The sequence below is a fragment of the Ruegeria sp. CJ9 genome, assembly GCF_056536625.1.
In genome coordinates this window covers 931387-946639 of record NZ_JBQFPY010000001.1, presented here as the reverse complement: position 1 = coordinate 946639, position 15253 = coordinate 931387, and the positions used below count along the sequence as shown (strand labels likewise).

The 15253-nt window shown below is 58.4% G+C and carries 14 protein-coding genes; 8 read left to right on the top strand and 6 right to left on the bottom strand.

Annotated features, from left to right (window positions below; genetic code table 11):
* Positions 1–9 precede the first annotated feature (9 nt).
* Positions 10–3051, top strand: coding sequence for an efflux RND transporter permease subunit (locus tag ACR0AJ_RS04740; RefSeq protein WP_170347868.1), 3042 nt, complete (start codon positions 10–12; stop codon positions 3049–3051).
* An 18-nt stretch (positions 3052–3069) separates the two neighbouring features.
* Here the strand turns inward: ACR0AJ_RS04740 and ACR0AJ_RS04735 are convergent, their stop codons facing one another.
* Both ACR0AJ_RS04735 and carB read right to left on the bottom strand, forming a co-directional pair.
* Positions 3070–3480: a VOC family protein gene (locus ACR0AJ_RS04735; protein ID WP_170347869.1), complete on the bottom strand. Its 411-nt coding sequence runs from the start codon at positions 3478–3480 to the stop codon at positions 3070–3072.
* Positions 3481–3738: 258 nt separating this feature from the next.
* Complete coding sequence (gene carB, locus ACR0AJ_RS04730; protein ID WP_480740213.1) at positions 3739–7083, bottom strand: carbamoyl-phosphate synthase large subunit; 3345 nt, start codon at positions 7081–7083, stop codon at positions 3739–3741.
* Positions 7084–7259: 176 nt separating this feature from the next.
* Between carB and ACR0AJ_RS04725 the strand changes: the two genes are divergently transcribed.
* The 4 genes from ACR0AJ_RS04725 (at position 7260) to aspS (ending at position 11511) form a co-directional block, all read left to right on the top strand.
* Positions 7260–8387, top strand: a complete 1128-nt coding sequence (locus tag ACR0AJ_RS04725; RefSeq protein ID WP_425081090.1) for an aminodeoxychorismate synthase component I — start codon at positions 7260–7262, stop codon at positions 8385–8387.
* Entirely contained in the window at positions 8342–8989 is a 648-nt protein-coding gene (locus tag ACR0AJ_RS04720; RefSeq protein ID WP_480740211.1) for an aminotransferase class IV family protein, read from the top strand. Before ACR0AJ_RS04725 ends, ACR0AJ_RS04720 begins: the two co-directional genes overlap by 46 nt.
* Positions 8986–9657, top strand: coding sequence for a CPBP family intramembrane glutamic endopeptidase (locus tag ACR0AJ_RS04715; RefSeq protein WP_480646026.1), 672 nt, complete (start codon positions 8986–8988; stop codon positions 9655–9657). The genes ACR0AJ_RS04720 and ACR0AJ_RS04715 overlap by 4 nt, the downstream gene beginning before the upstream one ends.
* A 78-nt stretch (positions 9658–9735) precedes the next feature.
* Positions 9736–11511 carry an aspartate--tRNA ligase gene (gene aspS / locus ACR0AJ_RS04710; protein WP_480646028.1) on the top strand — a complete coding sequence of 592 codons (1776 nt, stop codon included), beginning with the start codon at positions 9736–9738 and terminating at the stop codon, positions 11509–11511.
* Between the two features lie 220 nt (positions 11512–11731).
* Here aspS and ACR0AJ_RS04705 read toward each other — a convergent pair whose 3' ends face one another.
* On the bottom strand, positions 11732–12448 hold the full coding sequence (locus tag ACR0AJ_RS04705) for a response regulator (protein WP_480740210.1): 717 nt from the start codon (positions 12446–12448) through the stop codon (positions 11732–11734).
* A 134-nt stretch (positions 12449–12582) separates the two neighbouring features.
* Between ACR0AJ_RS04705 and mce the strand changes: the two genes are divergently transcribed.
* Both mce and ACR0AJ_RS04695 read left to right on the top strand, forming a co-directional pair.
* Positions 12583–12987: a methylmalonyl-CoA epimerase gene (gene mce / locus ACR0AJ_RS04700; protein ID WP_170347876.1), complete on the top strand. Its 405-nt coding sequence runs from the start codon at positions 12583–12585 to the stop codon at positions 12985–12987.
* Positions 12988–13002: 15 nt separating this feature from the next.
* On the top strand, positions 13003–13278 hold the full coding sequence (locus tag ACR0AJ_RS04695; protein ID WP_170347877.1) for a DUF1467 family protein: 276 nt from the start codon (positions 13003–13005) through the stop codon (positions 13276–13278).
* Positions 13279–13281: 3 nt separating this feature from the next.
* Here ACR0AJ_RS04695 and ACR0AJ_RS04690 read toward each other — a convergent pair whose 3' ends face one another.
* Both ACR0AJ_RS04690 and ACR0AJ_RS04685 read right to left on the bottom strand, forming a co-directional pair.
* Positions 13282–13977: an EI24 domain-containing protein gene (locus ACR0AJ_RS04690; protein WP_170516636.1), complete on the bottom strand. Its 696-nt coding sequence runs from the start codon at positions 13975–13977 to the stop codon at positions 13282–13284.
* Positions 13977–14555, bottom strand: a complete 579-nt coding sequence (locus ACR0AJ_RS04685) for a nitroreductase family protein (RefSeq protein WP_170347878.1) — start codon at positions 14553–14555, stop codon at positions 13977–13979. Before ACR0AJ_RS04685 ends, ACR0AJ_RS04690 begins: the two co-directional genes overlap by 1 nt.
* 138 nt (positions 14556–14693) lie before the next feature.
* Between ACR0AJ_RS04685 and ACR0AJ_RS04680 the strand changes: the two genes are divergently transcribed.
* The gene (locus tag ACR0AJ_RS04680; protein WP_480740208.1) at positions 14694–14969 is read left to right on the top strand and encodes a DUF167 domain-containing protein; all 276 of its coding nucleotides are present in this window, start codon (positions 14694–14696) and stop codon (positions 14967–14969) included.
* On the opposite strand, the gene ACR0AJ_RS04675 is transcribed toward ACR0AJ_RS04680, so the two are convergent.
* On the bottom strand, positions 14957–15205 hold the full coding sequence (locus tag ACR0AJ_RS04675) for a hypothetical protein (protein ID WP_170347880.1): 249 nt from the start codon (positions 15203–15205) through the stop codon (positions 14957–14959). The genes ACR0AJ_RS04680 and ACR0AJ_RS04675 overlap by 13 nt on opposite strands.
* Positions 15206–15253 lie beyond the last annotated feature (48 nt).

Here is a 15253-nt window from a genome sequence, read left to right as displayed (position 1 = left end):
GGCAAACAGATGAACATCGCGCGCGCCTCGATCGACCGGCCGATTTATACGTGGCTGATCATCCTGATTGCCCTGTTTGGGGGAATTTGGGGCTTCCTGTCGCTGGGTCGTCTGGAAGACCCGGCCTTCACCATCAAGAATGCCGTCATAGCAACGCAATACCCAGGCGCCACAGCCGAAGAAGTGGCGCTCGAGGTCTCGGAACCATTGGAATCTGCCATCCAGCAGATGGGCGAGGTTGATACGATCACCTCGGTCAACCAACCGGGATTTTCGCTGATCGAGGTCGAGATCAAATCGACTTATGACGGTACAGAACTGCCTGAAATTTGGACCAAGCTGCGCGCCAAGGTGCGCGACGCATCGCGTGCATTGCCATCGGGCGTAAGCCAACCAATGGTGAATGACGGGTTCGGTGATGTGTTCGGCCTGTTTTACGCTGTCACGGCCGAAGGGTTTTCGGACGCTGAAAAGCATGAGTTATCCACTTTTTTGCGGCGCGAATTGCTGACCGTTCCCGGTGTCGCGGATGTTGAGGTGATGGGCCTGCCGGACGAGGCGATCTTTGTCGAACCCGATCTGGCCATTTCCGTCAACCAGAACGTGCCTATCCCGTCCATCAACGAGGCCATTGCCAACGCGGACTCGGTTAATGCGTCTGGATCGGTCCGAACTGAGAATGACCGCACCACGATCCTGACGGCCGAAGGGTCAGATACAGTTTCTGCCATTGCCGGTTTGTCGTTGGGGTCGCAGGGGCAGGTGATCAACCTATTCGACATGGCGCACGTCTTTCGTGGCCGTCAGACCGACCCCGAGGTCATGATCCGGTTCAACGGGACCGAGGCGTTTACGCTGGGAATCGCGGGCCTGTCGACCGAGAATATCGTCGAAGTCGGCCAGCGTGCCGATGCCAAATTCGCCGAGTTGGACCCTCAGATTCCCTTTGGGGTCGAAATCCTGCCGATCTATCAGCAGCATGTGGTGGTCGAACAGGCCTCGAACGACTTTCTGGTGAACCTGGCCATGTCAGTCAGCATCGTTGTAGCGGTTTTGGCTATCTTCATGGGCTGGCGCGCGGCGGTGGTCGTGGGCTCGACCCTTCTGCTGACCGTAGTTGGGACACTGTTGTTCATGTCGATCTTCTCGATCGAGATGGAGCGAATATCGCTGGGCGCCCTGATCATTGCGATGGGGATGCTGGTGGACAACGCCATCGTGGTGGCCGAGGGAATGCAGATCGCCATGCTGCGCGGTAAAAATTCCCGCGATGCGGCTGATGAGGCGGCGTCGAAAACGCAAATCCCGTTGTTGGGGGCGACGGTCATCGGCATCATGGCTTTTGCCGGTATTGGCCTTAGCCCGGATGCGACGGGTGAGTTTCTGTTCTCGTTGTTTGCGGTAATTGGTATCTCGCTGCTGCTTAGTTGGGTTCTGGCGCTTACGGTGACGCCGATGCTGGGGCATTACTTCTTCAAGCAGGGAAAAGAGGGCGAGGTGGACGCTTATGGCGGCATCATGTTCCGTGTCTACGGTGCGATCCTGCGGTGGTCCTTGCGGATGCGCTGGCTGGTGATTGCCGCGCTGGTCGGGGTGACGGTGGCCTGTTTCGCTGGCTTTGGTTTGGTGAAACAGCAGTTTTTCCCTGACTCGAACACACCGCTGTTTTTCGTGCATTACAACCTGCCGCAAGGCACGCCCATCGCGCGCACGGCTGAGGATATGGCGGTCTTCGAAGACTGGCTGGCCGAGCGCGACGATGTCGTGTCCGTCACCACCTTTGTCGGGCAGGGCGCAACTCGGTTCCTGTTGACCTATTCGGCCGAAAAACCAAACCCCAGCTATGGGCACATGATCATTCGTACTGAAACGCTGGATGACATTCCAGTTTTGCAGGCGGATTTGGAAGCGTTTGGGCAGGCACAATTCCCCGAGGGCAAATTCCGTACCAAACGCCTGATCTTCGGCCCGGGCGGCGGAGACCCAATCCAAGCCCGGTTCTCGGGCAGTGATCCGAAGGTATTGCGCCAGCTAGCCGATGAGGCGGTGTTGAAAATGCGCGAGGCTTCCCCTAATGCGCTGAACGTCTATCATGATTGGCGCGAGCAGGAGCTGGCAGTGCAGCCGATCTATGCGACCGAGCGGGCGCAGACCGCAGGTGTGTCCCGAGAAGATATTGCCGCGACTTTGCAGTTTTCCACGGACGGGATCACCGCCGGAGAATTCCGTGAGCGGGACCGTCTGATCCCCATCATCATACGCCGTCCCGCGGACGGGGATTATTCGATCGTCGATCAGGTGGTGTTTTCAGAAGAATCGCAAAAGTTCGTTCCAATCGAGCAAATGGTCGATGGGTTCGAATACAAGCCGCTCAACACGCTGGTGCATCGTCGTGACCGCGTGCTGACGATCACCGTCGGGGCTGATATCCCGCCCGGCATGACGGCGGCACAGGTCCATTCTGAGGTACGCGCGGCCATCGAAGACATGGACCTGCCACCCGGTTATCGCATGGAATGGGGGGGAGAGTTCGAAAACGCTGGCGAGGCCAACGAAAGCCTAGGACGTCAGTTGCCCCTGAGCCTGCTGATCATGGTGCTGATCTCAGTGTTGATCTTTAACGCGATACGCCAGCCGATCATCATCTGGCTGTTGGTGCCGATGTCGGTGAACGGCGTCGTGATCGGGCTGTTGGGGACGGGTCTGCCGTTTACCTTCACAGCGCTGCTGGGGCTGCTGAGCCTGTCGGGGATGCTGATCAAGAACGGGATCGTTCTGGTCGAAGAGATTGATCTGGTCCGCGCCACCGGCAAGCCCCTGCGCGAGTCGATTGTCGAAGCTTCTGTCTCGCGTTTGCGCCCTGTGATGCTGGCGGCGATCACCACCATACTAGGGATGGCACCGTTGCTGACGGACGCGTTCTTCCGCTCGATGGCGGTGACGATTATGGGCGGTTTGGCCTTTGCCACGATCCTGACCATGGTCGCGGCTCCGGTCTTTTACATGGTGTTCTTTGCACGCGATGAAAAACGCGAGGTTGCACAGGCCTGACTGGTACCGGGCGGCGTTTCAGTCGCCCGGGTCCTTTTCCGGATCATAATGATAGTAAAAACAGGATAGCTTGTTTCCGTCCGGGTCGCGCAGATAGGCGACATAGAAATCAGGCGCGTAATAGTCCCGAATGCCCGGCGCACCTGCGTCCGTGCCCCCAAATTCCAGACCTGCCACGTGAAAACGCCGAACTTGCGCTGCGCTGCTGGCCGGAAAAGCAATCATCGTTCCATTGCCCACGCAGGCCGCCTCACCATCAAATGGCGTACAGACCCAAAACCCTGTCCCGGCATCGGGATGGTTTCCCCAGCCCGCGCGATCCTTTGACCAACCCGGAAGGCGCGGCTGATCCAGTACAGAAAAGATCGCGTCATAGAACCGGATGGCCCGGGACAAGTCATTGGTTCCGTATGTGGTGTAAAGGCGCATGGTTTCACCGGTTGTCAGAACAGCATCATGCTGCCCGCGACAACACAGGGAAAGCGAAAACGGCCCTGCGGTTCGCGTCAGATCAGTGGGATCAGCGGCACATCACACGCGGCAAGCGTCATCAAAGCGGCGAGAACCATAAACCTGCGCATTTTGTTTTCCTTCTGCTCGTTTGCAAAAAAGATGCGCGCCCGAAGACACGGGGTCAACGGGCGCGGTGTGTTTGGTTCAAAATGCGCGGGTTTCACCCCAGGGGAGTTAGCCCTGCAGCGACTTCACCTCAACATCGCCTTCGGCCTGTGCCTTGATCGCCAGCGCGGCAGCATGGCTGGCGGCCGCGGTGGTGAAATAGGGGATCTTGTCATAGAGCGCGATTGAACGGATGGACTTGCTGTCCTCGACCGCCTGTGCGCCTTCGGTGGTGTTCATCAACAATTGCACCTGACCGTCTTTTAGCATGTCAGCCACGTCAGGGCGGCCTTCATAGACCTTGTTGACCACATCACAGGCTACACCCTGTTCAGCCAGCCAGGACTGGGTGCCGCGTGTGGCCACCAGAGAAAAACCTTGCCCGGTCAGAACCTGCGCGGCCTCAAGCATCGCGGGGGTCTTGTCGGCATCCTTGATCGAGATAAACGCACGACCCGAGGACGGCAGTACCATACCAGCACCCATCTGTGCCTTTAGGAAAGCGCGGTGGAAGTCGCGGTCCCAGCCCATGACCTCACCGGTCGAGCGCATTTCCGGACCCAGAATGGTGTCGACGCCGGGGAAACGAGCAAAGGGCAGCACCGCCTCTTTCACCGAAAACCACGGCATGTCCGGATCAGCCAGTGTCATCTGGTCTGCGATCTTGGTGTCCTGACCGTCCTGATAAGGCGGGCGCTGCGGGAAGTTCGCCAGCTTCTCACCAGCCATGACACGCGCGGCAATCGATGCGATGGCACTGTCGGTCGCCTTTGCGACAAACGGTACGGTCCGTGAGGCGCGCGGGTTGACCTCGATCAGATAAATCTCGCCATCCTTGATGGCGAACTGCACATTCATCAGGCCGACGACATTCAGAGCTTTGGCTAGCTTGAACGCCTGATCCTTGATCTGATCCAGGATTTCTTTCGACAGCGAATAGGGCGGCAGCGAACAAGCCGAGTCACCCGAGTGAACGCCAGCCTCTTCGATATGCTGCATGATGCCAGCGACATGTACGGCCTCACCGTCGCAAATGGCATCCACATCCAGCTCAACCGCACCGGCCAAATAACTGTCCAGCAGAACCGGGCTGTCGCCCGAGACCACTACAGCCTCGTTGATATAGCGTTTCAGCTGCTCCATATCGCGCACGATTTCCATCGCGCGGCCACCTAGAACGTAAGAGGGGCGGATGACCAGTGGGAAGCCAATCTCGTCGGCAATCTCCAGCGCCTGTTCATCGGTCGAGGCGATGCCGTTCTTGGGCTGTTTCAGGCCCAGATCATTGACCAGCGCCTGAAAGCGTTCACGGTCTTCGGCAAGGTCAATCGCATCCGGCGTGGTGCCGAGGATCGGGATACCTTCAGCCTCAAGCGCATTGGCCAGTTTCAGCGGGGTTTGGCCGCCGAACTGAACGATCACACCGTGCAGCGTGCCGTTCTCCTGCTCTTTCGTCAGGATTTCCATGACGTGTTCAAAGGTCAGCGGTTCAAAATACAGCCGGTCCGAGGTGTCATAGTCGGTCGAGACCGTCTCGGGGTTGCAGTTGACCATGATGGTTTCAAATCCCGCTTCGGTTAGTGCGAAACAGGCGTGGCAGCAGCAATAATCGAACTCGATGCCCTGACCGATCCGGTTCGGGCCACCGCCAAGGATGACAACTTTTTTGCGGTCAGACGGGCGCGCTTCGCATTCGACCTCGCCCATCATGGGCGCTTCGTAGGTTGAATACATATAAGGCGTCTGTGCTTCGAACTCGGCGGCGCAGGTGTCGATACGCTTGAACACGGCGTTGACGCCCAGATTGCGGCGGGCGCGGCGGACGTTGTCCTCATCCCGGCCGGTCAGATTGCCCAGACGAGCATCGGTGAAGCCCAGCATTTTCAGCTTGCGGATGCCGTCTTCGGTCACCGGCAGGCCATCTTTGCGGACAACGCGCTCAGCCTCGATGATCTCGCGGATACGGGCCAGGAACCATGGGTCAAATTTGGTGACGCCAAAGATTTCGTCATCGGTCAGACCGTGACGCATGGCCTGCGCGATGGTGCGCAGACGGTCGGGGGTCTGTTTGCTGATCGCCTTGATGACGGCAGCTTTGTCGCTGGCTTCTTCCCAGACACCGACGTTAAGCCCGGGGATTTCGATCTCATCAAACCCGGTCAGGCCCGATTCCATCGAGGCCAGCGCCTTTTGCATCGATTCGTGGATCGTGCGGCCGATGGACATGGCCTCTCCCACCGATTTCATCGCAGTGGTCAGGTAGGGTTTGGACCCCGGGAATTTTTCGAAGGCAAATTTCGGGATCTTGGTGACTACATAGTCGATCGTAGGCTCGAACGAGGCCGGGGTGACTTTGGTGATGTCGTTATCCAACTCGTCCAGCGTGTAACCCACGGCAAGTTTTGCGGCGATCTTCGCAATCGGGAAACCGGTCGCCTTGGACGCCAGCGCCGAGGAGCGCGATACACGTGGGTTCATCTCGATCACAACCATGCGGCCATCATCGGGGTTGATCGCCCATTGTACGTTCGAACCGCCGGTTTCAACGCCGATCTCGCGCAGAACGGCGATCGAACCATTGCGCATGATCTGGTATTCCTTGTCGGTCAGCGTCAGGGCAGGGGCCACGGTGATCGAGTCGCCGGTATGCACGCCCATCGGATCGACGTTTTCGATGGAGCAGACGATGATGGCGTTGTCGGCGGTGTCGCGCACCACCTCCATCTCATACTCTTTCCAACCCAGCAGGCTTTCATCGACGAGGATCTGGTTGACGGGCGAGGCATCCATGCCCGAGCGGCAAAAATGGATATAATCCTCACGGTTATAGGCCACGCCGCCACCGGTGCCGCCCAGGGTAAAGGCAGGGCGGATAATGGCGGGCAGGCCGATTTCTTCCAGCTCATCCAGCGCCATCTGCACACCGGCATCCAGATCGGTGGAACCGTCTTCGCGCTTGGGAGCGGTCACGATGGTTGCCTTGGGGTTTTCCAGCCCCAGCCGGTCCATCGCCTCGCGAAACAGGGCGCGGTCTTCGGCCATTTCGATGGCGTCGCGTTTGGCGCCGATCATCTCGACCCCGAACTTTTCAAGCACGCCCATCTCTTCCAGCGCCAGCGAGGTGTTCAGGCCGGTCTGCCCGCCCATGGTGGGCAGCAAGGCGTCGGGGCGTTCTTTTTCGATGATCTTGGCGACAACCTCGGGGGTGATCGGTTCGATATAGGTGGCGTCAGCCAGCCCCGGGTCGGTCATGATGGTGGCCGGGTTTGAGTTCACGAGGATGACCCGGTATCCTTCTTCGCGCAGCGCCTTACAGGCCTGGGCGCCGGAATAGTCAAACTCGCAGGCCTGACCGATGACGATGGGCCCCGCTCCGATGATCATGATCGACTGGATGTCGGTTCTTCTGGGCATGGCCTGGTTCCTTCGGTTGTCTGCGAGTCAGGGCGCCCCCATGCGCCCAAATTGTCCTGCGTTATAGGGACCGCGCGAAAAGGTTCAAGGGGTATCGGAAACGGTGACGAAATTGCCGCTTTCACCTCTTTCCCTTGCCGTCGTATTCTCTATACCGCGCAGCACGACAAATGAGGATGCAATTGCGTATTCGTTTCGATCAAGGGCCAGCCGGACCCGGAACAAGTTTCGACCGGCCAGCCAGTGTGATCCGTGCAGACAAGCCGGACGACGTGCCCCAGGCTCTGGTGGCGCTGGATGAGGCGCGCGCCGACGGTGCGTGGCTTGCCGGTTATGCCAGTTATGAGCTGGGCTATGTGCTTGAGCCGCGCTTGGCTGACCGACTGCCCGCGGATCGCCGTCTGCCTTTGTTGTGCTTTGGCGTTTATGAGGCCCCAGTGCAACGCGATCTTCCCTCGGCAGCTGGTGGCGTCACCGGATTTGAGCCCCGCTGGGATGAGGCACGGTATACGCGCGCCTTTCAACAGGTTCATGACGCCATCGGGGCCGGGGATATCTACCAGGCCAACCTGACCTTTCCTATCGACCTGACCATCCAGGGCGACAGCACCGCGCTATATGCCGCACTGGCTTCTGGGCAAGCGGTGGGTCACGGCGCGCTGGTACAGCAGGACGGCTTGCCTGATTTGCTGAGCCGCTCGCCCGAGTTGTTCTTTCGTACCGATGCGGATCGAGGGATTGAAACCCGCCCGATGAAAGGCACGCAACCTCGCAGCGATGATATGGCCGAGGACGCGCGACGCCGGGCCTTTCTGTCGATTGACGAAAAGAATCGGGCCGAAAACCTGATGATCGTCGATCTTCTACGAAATGACCTTAGCCGTGTTGCGCTGCCCGGATCGGTCAAAGTGCCCGAGCTGTTCAAAGTCGAAACCTATGCGACTGTGCATCAGATGGTGTCGTTGGTGCAGGCGCATCTGCATTTGGGGGCCGAGCTGTCCGATATCCTGATGGCGCTGTTCCCCTGTGGTTCAATCACCGGTGCGCCCAAGATCCGTGCGATGGAGATTTTGGCCGATTTGGAGCCTTGGCCTCGCGACATCTATTGCGGCGCCATAGGCTGGGCGGCCCCGGACGGCCGGTCCGAGTTCAACGTAGCGATCCGCACGCTAATGGTTGAGGATGGCAGAGCCACTCTGAACGTGGGCGGTGGCCTGGTCTGGGACAGCACAGCCCCGTCGGAATACGAGGAAGCGTTATGGAAAGCCCGCTTTGCCCACCAGCTGATCCTGACTTCCGCATAATCGAAACGCTGGCCTTTCGGCCAGAACAGGGGTTCGTGCGACGTGATCGGCATTTGGCTCGGATGGCCCGATCCGCCCAAGCCTTTGGGATTTCCTTTGACGCGGACCGCGCCATTGATCTGTTGAACGGCGTGGGTGGCTCATCACCGCTTAGGTGTCGACTGACGCTGACCGCAGGTGGTCAGCTGGATGTAACGACCGGAGCATTGGCCGATAATCCGACGATCTGGCGGTGCGCCATTGCCGAACCGCGCCTGACCGCGTCTGACATCTGGTTGCAGCACAAAACAACACAACGTTCCATATACGACACCACTCGAGCGACTTTGCCTCAAGGCATAGACGAGGTCCTGTTTCTGAACGAACGCGACGAGCTGTGCGAAGGCACCATCACCAATCTGTTTCTGCATATGCCGGATGGCCGTCGCCTAACGCCTGCGTTGTCCAGCGGCGTTCTACCCGGCATTCTGCGCGAAGAATTGCTGAGTAATAAAGAGGTTACCGAAGCCGCCCTGACCTTGACCGACCTGAAAAACGCAGAAAAACTCTATATGGGGAATTCGTTGCGTGGTCTGATCCGGGCGGAGTTGGCAATACAGTGAGTAAACAAACCGATTGGGCGGACAGCGGGGTGCCGTATCTGCGATTACGGCTGGAATTTGGATTGTTTTTCATTGCCGCGCCGGTGTTGATCGCGGTGTTCTTTCCACCCGACTGGATGTTCCCCTCATTGTTCACCTTCACGGCCATCGGGATTGTGTTGCTGCATTTTACGCCCGACTTTGCCTGGGCTGAACTGCGGTACAACTGGCGCAACTGGTCCTGGCGCGAGGTTGCTTTGTTTACCTTAGCCATGACGATCATTTGCGCCGTGGTTGTGATGGCAATGCGACCCGAGGCGGCGTTTTTCCTACTGCGAAATCGACCCGAATTCCTTCTGGTGATTTGGATTGGTTACCCTTTGCTGTCGGCCCTGCCGCAAGAGCTTTTGTTCCGGTCCCTGTTCTTCCGCCGCTATCACGAAATCTTGCCAAACGGACGCGCGGCCTATCTGCTGAACGCTGCGCTGTTTTCACTGGCACATCTGATGTATTGGAGCTGGATCGTCGCCGTTATGACCTTTGCCGGAGGGTTGCTGTTCACCTGGGCCTATCGCAAACGCGGATCGTTTTTCTACGCGGTCTTATTGCACGCGATCGCGGGAAATATCATCTTTGCCGCCGGTCTGGGTATCTATTTCTACTCGGGCAACGTGCAAAGGCCGTTTTGACAGCGCGACCTGCCTTGACTTTCCATGCCTGACAGGGTGTATCGGCGCGACGAATTCTGCGCCCGAAGGGATATTTTCATGCATGCCTATCGCAGCCACACCTGCGCCGCTCTGACCGCCGCCAATGTCGGTGAAACCGTCCGCCTGTCCGGTTGGGTGCATCGTGTCCGAGATCACGGTGGCGTGCTGTTCATCGACCTGCGCGATCATTTCGGAGTGACACAGGTTCTGTGTGACGGTGACAGCGCCGCCTTTGCCGAGCTGGAAAAGGTTCGGTCCGAATGGTGTATCCGCATCGACGGCACTGTCAAAGCGCGCGACGCTGAGCTGGTAAACCCGAAACTGCCCACCGGCGAGATCGAAGTTTACGTGCGCGAATTGGAAGTGCTGGGCGCCGCTGATGAGCTGCCGTTGATGGTGTTCGGCGATCAGGAATACCCCGAAGAAACCCGCCTGCGCTATCGTTATCTGGACCTGCGCCGCGAGGCGATGCAGCAGAACATGACGCTGCGCTCGGACGTTGTGGCGTCTATGCGCCGTCGCATGTGGGATCAGGGGTTCCGCGAATATCAGACGCCGATCATCACTGCGTCGTCGCCGGAAGGCGCGCGTGACTTCTTGGTGCCTTCGCGTCTGCATCCGGGCAAGTTCTATGCGTTGCCGCAGGCGCCGCAGCAGTTCAAGCAGCTGATCATGGTGTCGGGCTTTGACAAATACTTCCAGATCGCGCCGTGTTTCCGCGATGAAGACCCACGTGCCGACCGCTCACCCACCGATTTCTATCAGCTTGACCTTGAGATGTCGTTTGTTGAACAGCAGGACGTGTTCGACACGATCCAGCCCGTTCTGACCGGTGTGTTCGAGGAATTCGGCGGTGGTCGCAAGGTTGATCAGGAGTGGCCGCAAATCTCCTACAAGGACGCGGCACTTTGGTATGGCAGCGACAAGCCGGACCTGCGCAATCCTATTAAAATGCAAGTGGTCTCCGACCACTTCCGCGATTCTGGCTTCGCGATATTCGCGAAGCTTTTGGAGCAGGAAGGCACCGAAATCCGCGCCATTCCTGCGCCGACGGGTGGCAGCCGCAAGTTCTGTGACCGCATGAACGCTTTTGTCCAGAAAGAGGGTCTGCCCGGAATGGGCTATATCTTCTGGCGCGATCAGGGCGAAGGCATGGAGGCCGCAGGTCCGTTGGCCAAGAACATCGGCCCCGAGCGGACCGAGGCAATCCGTCAACAGCTGGGTCTGGGTGTTGGTGACGCCGCGTTCTTCCTGGGCGGCAAGCCGAAGGCCTTTGAAAAGGTGGCGGGTAAGGCGCGCGATGTGATCGGTGAGGAGTTGGGTCTGACCGAGAAAGACCGCTTTGCCTTTGCCTGGATCGTAGATTTCCCGATCTACGAACAGGACGAAGAAACCGGCACCATCGACTTTGAACACAACCCATTCTCGATGCCGCAAGGTGGTATGGCGGCGCTGCAGGGTAATCCTCTGGACGTGCGTGGATATCAGTACGATCTGGCGTGCAACGGGTATGAGCTGGTCTCGGGCGCGATCCGGAACCACAAGCCTGAGATCATGCTGAAAGCCTTTGAACTGGCAGGCTATGGCGAGGATGAGGTGAAAAGCCGCTTTGGTGCGCTGTTCAACGCCTTCCACTATGGCGCTCCGCCGCACGGTGGTTGTGCTGCGGGGATCGACCGGATCGTGATGCTATTGGCTGATGAGGCCAACATCCGCGAAGTCATGATGTTCCCGATGAACCAGCGCGCCGAAGACCTGATGATGGACGCGCCATCCGATCCGACCTCGGATCAGTTGATGGAATTGGGATTGCGGATCATCCCACAGGATTGATCAATCACCCGCCGCAGCCCCTGCGGCGGGTTTTTCCTTTGGATCAGGTGCCACAAGCCTGTGGTTAATATTCTGCGGTAATTGCTGTGTTGCTTCAGTGTCGGTCAACGGACAGGATTTTGATCCGCGTGCAACACGGATGTTCCGGGCTGTTGCACGGGTCTGAGAATAGGCCCAGATCGTCAGGATCGTGGATGTCAGAAAATACGCCGTTATCAATTCAGATCGCCTCGCGCTGTTCCAGTCGCGCCTGAACGATGCCGGCGACCTTTGCGGCCAGCGCCGTAACTGGTCCTCCGCCTGCGCGCGTTTCGGCCAGTTTCTGCGCGGCATCCGCCAGAACCGTATCCTCGGCATCCCGGGCAACGCCGATCAGGAATTGGGCCGCATAATCCAAAGTTCGATGATCGTTCGGCCCGGCCAGTACATCTGCGATATGGGCCATGTCGTCTTGATAGGCCATCGGGTCCGGGTGAATAACCTCATCCCGAATGGCGTGCAGGTTGTTGGGCCGACGATCCTGTGGCAGGTTTTCCAGAATGAACTGCTGAAAATGAGAAAGTGATTTCAGGGGTTTGTTCAAAAACCCATCGGCACCTGTTTGCAACGCAGCCTCCTGACCGTGATCGTCGCCGGACATGCCCAGAATGGCGCCGATACGTGGGGTTGCTTCGGCCAATTCGGCAATCAGGTCGGCACCGGACCCATCTGGCAAGCCGATATCCACCAGAATGACAGAAGGGCGATAGATCTGCAGGTGGCGCCGGGCCGAGGTCAGGCAATCCGCCCGCCGGATACGCGCACCGCTATGCAGGCACATCAGCCGGATCGCGTCACAGGCAAAGCGACTGTCTTCGACAACCAGAATGGTTTGACCCAGCAGAGGCCGCGTGGCCGTCGGCTGCGCGGGTGAGGCGAAGGGGCTCGAATCGTCCATGGCAGAACTCCTAATCAGCAGATGCCCTAAGCTAGGAACTTCTGGCTAACACAGGGTTAACGGCAATTTGGCGCACTTGTTCTTTGGCCAAACTGCCCCCATAACCGCGGCAACGCAGAACACAGGAGAGTTCAATGATTGGTCGTCTGAACCACGTCGCCATTGCCGTACCCGATCTTGAGGCCGCGTCCGCGCAATATAGCAATGCACTGGGCGCCAAGGTCGGCGCGCCGCAGGATGAGCCCGATCATGGCGTTACCGTTGTGTTCATCGAACTGCCCAACACCAAGATCGAATTGCTGTACCCGCTGGGTGAAAACAGCCCGATCAACGGCTTTCTGGAAAAGAACCCGGCAGGCGGCATCCACCATGTTTGTTATGAGGTCGAAGACATTATCGCTGCCCGTGATCACCTAAAGGAAACCGGTGCCCGCGTTCTGGGATCGGGCGAGCCGAAGATCGGCGCGCATGGCAAGCCGGTACTGTTCTTGCATCCCAAGGACTTTAACGGCTGTCTGGTCGAACTAGAACAGGTTTAATCAAGCGAGGCTGTCATGACGATCACTGCTGCACTGGTATTGTTTGCCGTCATCTGGTTCATGACGCTGTTGGTTGTGTTGCCCATCCGTATCAAAACGCAAGGCGATCTGGGTGATATCGTTCCGGGCACCCATGCGGGCGCGCCGGAGGTGCATCACATGAAGAAAAAGATGTGGATCACCACCGGGATTTCGGTGGTGCTCTGGGCTGTTATTGCCGGGATTATCATCTCTGGCGTGATCTCGGTGCGCGATTTCGACTGGCTGAACCAACTGGAACCGCGGAACTGAGCGTCAGGTCGAGAGACCTGACAGCTTGTGATAGATATGGGTGAAAGTGGCAACCCCGAGGATTGGGATCACCAGATTCACCAGCGGCACCGAGAGGGGAATGGCCATCAAGGTGCCGGCCAGCCAAATGGTGGCGGAGTGTTTGGCGCGCAGCTTGCGCGCGCCGTCCCGCCCGATCCTTCGCATCGCGGCCAGCGTGAAATACTCCCGACCCAGCAGAAACCCGTTCATTGCCCAGAAAATAAACGGCGCTAGTGGTGGGAACATCGCGTAGAGGATCAGCGCCAGCAGGTTGGCCACAACCAGCACGCCCATGAAGCTAACCGCATCCCTTAACCCTTCGTTGAACGGGATGCCCGGAACGGCGGGCAGGGTGGGATAGTGTTTATCCTCGACCGCCTGCGCGACCTCTTCCAGAAACAAAGACGTAATCGCCGAGGCGACTGGCATCATCAGAAAAACCGGCAGTATCAACACCACAAAAATGCCGGAGTAGTTCAGTACATCGTTCAGCCACGGCACGGCGCCAATCCAAGGCAGTGAAATTTCATCCCCGGACAGCCTGTTGATTAACCAGATCGCACCAGCGCAGGCCGCGATCAACAGCGCGACCGTCAGACCTATGCCACGCAGCAGGACTGCGCGGAACTTGGGGTCTCCGATCTGACCAAGCGCCGCAAAAAACGCGTTGAGGATCATCATTCCTCGACCCATTCGGTCAGCGCTGCCACATCCGGGCGCGGACGTTCTGGCGGGGCCGTGCCTTCGGTAGCAATGTGGATCAGGCCAACGATGCGCTCGTTGTCTTGCAAGCCAAAGGCTTGACGGCAGAATTCGGGATCATGGGTTTGCCAGCCGGACAACCAGTTCGCCCCCCAACCCGCTGCAAGCGCCGCGTTCAGTAAGGCCAGACAGACAGCACCAGCCGAATAGGTCTGTTCAATCGCCGGGATTTTTTCGGATGGTTTCTGCACCTCGACCACGGCAACGGCCAGATGGCCCATGTCAAACTGGCTTTGCGCTTTTGCGATGTCCTCGGGCGTCTTGCCCAGGGCAACGCCCCGCTCGTGCGTCAACCCGGACAGGCGCGGCATTGCGCCTTTCTCAAGAACGATAAAGCGCCACGGCTCCAGCTTGCCGTGATCGGGGCTGCGGGCGGCGGCGGTCAAAAGCGGCAACAGCTCATCCCGCGTCGGGGCCGGAGCAATCAGCGTTTTGGCAGGGCGGGACCGGCGCGATTGCAGAAATTCCAGGGCAGCCGGGTTTTTCAAGGACATATGTTAACTTCCTTTACATGAGCAGTCTGTATCTGGTTGAGTATCTGGCGCGTTTCAAGTGCAATCAGCTGGATAGGCCGGATCATTTTCATTCCCCGGTGCCCCATGCAAGGGTATTTACAGGCAAGAGGTGAAAAGATGGCCAGGCCGAAACTGCGCGGCATACCCGACCTAAGCGCCCATGCCGTCCCTGGCACGGCGGTTCCGGTTCGGGTCGCGCCGAAAGCCGCAAAGGACAGCATCACGATGGACAAGGGCGTAATCCGCATTACGGTCACTGTGCCGCCCGAATACGGCAAAGCCAACGAAGCTGTGCGCCGGATACTGGCCACGGCCATGCAGGTGGCCCCTTCGACGCTGACCCTAAAACAAGGGCAGACTGCGCGGGACAAGCTGTTTGTCTATGCGCCTTGACTGGGTCTTTCGTGGATTTGATACACCCCTTCCGGCAAATCCAGCGCAGCGGCCAGATCGCGGACCTGCTCGGGCGACAAGGTTATTTTCTGGATCTTGTCTGTGCGTGGGTCCAGCTGCTCAAGCGTCACACATTCGGCGAAGCTGTTGATGACGACATCCTCTTGCAAAGGTTTGGGGCCTTCGTCCACCAGAGTAATGACTGTCGAGTCGAATTCATGCTCAATCGAAAACATATAGGCAGAGTGCAGGGAGCAAGGCGGCAATGCAACCCGTTCCCGTGC

Bases quoted from the DNA above. Each gene is read 5' to 3' on its own strand.
- ACR0AJ_RS04690 (WP_170516636.1), bottom strand. From the start codon at position 13,977: ATGATCCTCAACGCGTTTTTTGCGGCGCTTGGTCAGATCGGAGACCCC.
- ACR0AJ_RS04680 (WP_480740208.1), top strand. From the start codon at position 14,694: ATGGCCAGGCCGAAACTGCGCGGCATACCCGACCTAAGCGCCCATGCC.
- mce (WP_170347876.1), top strand. From the start codon at position 12,583: ATGATTGGTCGTCTGAACCACGTCGCCATTGCCGTACCCGATCTTGAG.
- ACR0AJ_RS04675 (WP_170347880.1), bottom strand. From the start codon at position 15,205: ATGTTTTCGATTGAGCATGAATTCGACTCGACAGTCATTACTCTGGTG.
- ACR0AJ_RS04725 (WP_425081090.1), top strand. From the start codon at position 7,260: ATGCAATTGCGTATTCGTTTCGATCAAGGGCCAGCCGGACCCGGAACA.
- ACR0AJ_RS04705 (WP_480740210.1), bottom strand. From the start codon at position 12,448: ATGGACGATTCGAGCCCCTTCGCCTCACCCGCGCAGCCGACGGCCACG.
- ACR0AJ_RS04735 (WP_170347869.1), bottom strand. From the start codon at position 3,480: ATGCGCCTTTACACCACATACGGAACCAATGACTTGTCCCGGGCCATC.
- carB (WP_480740213.1), bottom strand. From the start codon at position 7,083: ATGCCCAGAAGAACCGACATCCAGTCGATCATGATCATCGGAGCGGGG.
- aspS (WP_480646028.1), top strand. From the start codon at position 9,736: ATGCATGCCTATCGCAGCCACACCTGCGCCGCTCTGACCGCCGCCAAT.
- ACR0AJ_RS04740 (WP_170347868.1), top strand. From the start codon at position 10: ATGAACATCGCGCGCGCCTCGATCGACCGGCCGATTTATACGTGGCTG.
- ACR0AJ_RS04695 (WP_170347877.1), top strand. From the start codon at position 13,003: ATGACGATCACTGCTGCACTGGTATTGTTTGCCGTCATCTGGTTCATG.
- ACR0AJ_RS04720 (WP_480740211.1), top strand. From the start codon at position 8,342: ATGGAAAGCCCGCTTTGCCCACCAGCTGATCCTGACTTCCGCATAATC.
- ACR0AJ_RS04685 (WP_170347878.1), bottom strand. From the start codon at position 14,555: ATGTCCTTGAAAAACCCGGCTGCCCTGGAATTTCTGCAATCGCGCCGG.